The organism is Albidovulum sp. (assembly GCF_049646345.1).
In the GTDB taxonomy this organism is placed as follows: domain Bacteria; phylum Pseudomonadota; class Alphaproteobacteria; order Rhodobacterales; family Rhodobacteraceae; genus Albidovulum.
Window position 1 is genome coordinate 1 of sequence record NZ_JBARVQ010000477.1, and the last position, 2,607, is coordinate 2,607.

Genomic DNA, 2,607 nt, shown 5'->3' on the forward strand with positions numbered 1-2,607 from the left:
AGATACGGCTGGCTCACCTTTGGACGTGATCTTTCCTGCAACGGGCGAAGTGGTGGCTCGCTTGCACACTGCGACACCGGACTTGATCGAACGGGCCGTAGCATCCGCAAAGACCGCTCAGAGCGAATGGGCTCAGATGCGTCCAGTAGACCGCGCACGCTTACTACGTCGCGCGCACGACATTGTACAGGCGCGCAACGATGAAATCGCACGTATGGAATCGATTGATACCGGGCGGTGTCTGTCGGAAACGCTTTACGTTGATGCCGTCTCCGTCGCTGAGGCGCTTGAGTTCTATGCCGGGATCATTCCGGCCTACAACGGAGAGGCGATTTCGCTGGGGGCAAGCTTTGCCTACACTCGGCGTGAACCACTTGGGGTCTGTGTCGGGATCGGTGCTTGGAATTATCCCTTCCAATGCGCAGGCTGGAAATCGGCACCTGCCCTGGCCGCTGGCAATGCGATGGTCTTCAAGCCCAGTGAGAACACGCCACTCTCCGCACTAGTCCTCGCCGAAATATTCAAGGAAGCGGGTCTCCCGGACGGGCTTTTCAACGTTCTGCAAGGGCGGGGTGACGTGGGGCAAGCACTTGTCGCCCACGCAGATACAGCAAAAGTGTCGGTCACCGGGTCGGTTCCCACTGGCAAGAAGGTGCTAGGACTTGCCGGCACTCTGATGAAACACGGAACCATGGAACTGGGCGGCAAATCGCCGCTGATCCTCTTCGAGGACGCTCAACTCGATAACGCGATCTCCGGCGCGCTGATGGCGAACTTCTATTCTTCCGGTCAGGTCTGCACCAATGGCACGCGAGTCTTCATCCACCGCTCGATCCATGATCAGGTCGTTGAGTCAATCGTGCAGCGAGCCAACGCGATTCGGATCGGTAATCCGCTCGACCCTGAGGCGGTCATGGGCCCGCTGGCGAACAAGGCGCAACAGGACAAGGTCCTGTCCTATATCGCCGCTGGCATCAGCGAAGGAGCAACCCTGCGTCTTGGGGGTAAGGTTCCGCAAGTCAATGGAATGGAGGAGGGTTTTTGGATCGAGCCAACGGTGTTCACGGATGTCACGGATGATATGCAAATTGCGCGTGAGGAAATCTTTGGCCCCGTGATGTCGGTCCTTGTCTTCGATACCGAGGAAGAGGTTCTGAGCCGTGCAAACGAAACGGAATTCGGGCTGGCTGCCGGCGTCTTTACCCGGGACATTCAACGCGCACATCGAGTTGCGGCCGCGTTGCAGGCCGGGGTGTGTTGGATCAACAACTACAATCTGGCACCGGTTGAGGTTCCATTTGGTGGCGTGAAGTCTTCCGGCATCGGCCGCGAATGCGCTATGGCAGCACTTGATCACTATACCCAGATCAAGAGCGTCTTTGTTGAGAGCGGAGATGTGGTCAGCGTCTTTTGATGGCGATGTAATCGACTGGGTTTTGTCGCAAACTTAAACGCCAATCAGAGAAGACCTTTAATCGTACTCTGTCAGGCTGCCAGTGCAGCGAACTGGGCGAACGGGCAGAATCCGGGCGTGATGTGACCTTTTAGGATCATGTTCGCCACCTCGATCCCTTCAAGTGTTGCCGAGGCCGATGCGAAAGCTTTGAAGTCAAGCATCGGTCGGACCTACTTCTTAATGGTACGGTGACCCTGTTTGAGCATGTTGTTATCAGGCATGTATGGGCACGACCCCTCAATCTGTTCTTGGTGGTACGGATGAATTGACGACCATGCTGCCACTAGGATTTCCGCCCAAACGGGCCGGACTTGGCCGGCGAGGACAGGTAGTCCGCTGGAGGTCCGCTCTTGCCTTTGCTAAGTGTCGCCTTTGCACCTGCGGCGAAGTTCCGCTTTCCCGAAAAGTGTCCCGAAACAGGAAGATGCGGCAACATCGCTGATGAAGGTCCGCTTTCACGTTCCTAGCAGGTTCATGTTGCATTGCAGCGAAAGTCAGCTCCCCGCCCTTTCAGTACCATCACCTTGTCGCCGGCTTGCCACTTAGCGCCCCACCGATGATGTCGACGATCTTCTGCGAATGGGCAATGTCGTCAGAGAGGATCTGGCGCATTCGAGGGTCTGTTTCCTCGGCCAGCATCCGTTGAAGTTCCTCTACCTCAGCCTCAAAGTCGGCCTTGCGCGCACTCTGCCGGTCCCATTTAGCCTTTTCTTCTTTGGTCGAAGGGCCTGCAATCCGCGCGGTACCCTTTCGTATGTCGATGATGACATGATCGGGATGTGGCAAAGGGTCAGGCAGTCCTGTGATGCCGAAGTGCACGCGGCGGAACAACTCATCCTCCCAATCGGCCTTGTAGGTGATGGCGGTCTCAAGCCATGCATAGTGCAGCGCCTTGTTCGCGTTTTCGACTGAAGCCAACAGCTCCGCGAAGAGCCGCTGCGCCCGGTGCTGGCCCTTGGCGGCGTTGACGGCGAGCGAGCGGATGATCGCCTGAACCATCGGTATTGTGATGCTGCGCTCGCCGTCCCGAACCGTAATGGTCCGGTAGGCCTCATCGAGAATGATCCCCTTCATCCGTTCTTCGTGGAGCGCCGGAAGCTTGTTCTTCGCCCCCTTCGGCCGACCGCGCGGATTGCCGGAGGTTCCCGGCC

The 2,607-nt window shown here is 57.6% G+C and carries 3 protein-coding genes; 1 reads left to right on the forward strand and 2 read right to left on the reverse strand.

Annotated elements, in window-relative coordinates; translation table 11 throughout:
- A partial coding sequence (betB, locus tag WBB85_RS11930; protein ID WP_432638832.1) for a betaine-aldehyde dehydrogenase occupies positions 1-1,414 on the forward strand: 1,414 nt, incomplete at its 5' end.
- A gap of 71 nt (positions 1,415-1,485) precedes the next feature.
- On the opposite strand, the gene WBB85_RS11935 is transcribed toward betB, so the two are convergent.
- Together WBB85_RS11935 and WBB85_RS11940 are read right to left on the reverse strand one after the other, a co-directional pair.
- A complete protein-coding gene (locus tag WBB85_RS11935; RefSeq protein ID WP_432638833.1) occupies positions 1,486-1,617 on the reverse strand; it encodes a hypothetical protein in 132 nt (43 codons plus the stop codon).
- A 358-nt stretch (positions 1,618-1,975) separates the two neighbouring features.
- Positions 1,976-2,607: DUF5681 domain-containing protein (locus WBB85_RS11940; RefSeq protein ID WP_432638834.1), on the reverse strand; the 632-nt coding region annotated here is incomplete at its 5' end.

Coding starts and splice junctions, on each gene's coding strand:
- WBB85_RS11935 (WP_432638833.1), bottom strand. CDS start 1,617: ATGCTTGACTTCAAAGCTTTCGCATCGGCCTCGGCAACACTTGAAGGG.